Consider the following 695-nt stretch of genomic DNA (forward strand, 5'->3'; position numbering starts at 1 on the left):
GTGTGTGCCGGCCCCAACGCCGGCAACGGCACCTTCACTCCGGGGATGGACAAGGTGTCGTGCCGCATCGGGATGACTTCCCGTTCCGCGTTCAACCGAGCGCGAAGCAACGAAGGTGCAGATCGGCACGGGCACCGTTGCCCGCCATTTGCCTGGCGCAGGCGCGCAGGGCCTGCGACACCGCCGCCACGAGCTTCGAGGGCGGGCGCACCGCACGGCCCTCGCGCAGCAGGCTGTCGACCAGGAAACCGTCTTCATCGATCATCTCGGCGAGCAGGCGCTCCTCGTCGTCGAACAGCACGGCGCGTGGCGACTCCTTCGAGCCGAAGAGCAGCAGGTAGCGAGCGCAATTGTTGGTTTTCATGACGGCTTTTTCTGGCGATGCAACATCTGGATGCCGGATGCTCGCGCAGGCCCGGTTCGCGAGCCAGTCCACAGTGCCGGATTCCAACGTCGGAAAACGCCTACGCGGTCCTACAAGGCAGCCGGCGCCCCTCCTGTCCTCCTACAGGGGTTCGCGACGCTGGCTGGTGTACCGGTGCCCCAACCCGGCCTATCGTCGCGCCATCCTTATCGGGAGTCCCCAGATGCGAGCCCATGCCGCCCCCACCGCCACCCGTTCCCGCGAGGCGGGCCTGCCGATGCCGCACGACGTCCACCCGTGGAATGCGCCAGGGCAGGACACCGGGCTGGTG

Annotated in this window: 1 protein-coding gene; it reads right to left on the bottom strand. The window is 67.6% G+C overall.

All coding sequences use genetic code 11. The features are described 5' to 3' along the window. Positions 1-91: 91 nt before the first annotated feature. The gene (locus tag AC1D15_RS35720; RefSeq protein ID WP_465112994.1) at positions 92-436 is read right to left on the bottom strand and encodes a hypothetical protein; all 345 of its coding nucleotides are present in this window, start codon (positions 434-436) and stop codon (positions 92-94) included. Positions 437-695: the final 259 nt, after the last annotated feature.

This window comes from Rhizobacter sp. P2_H2 (assembly GCF_056403375.1).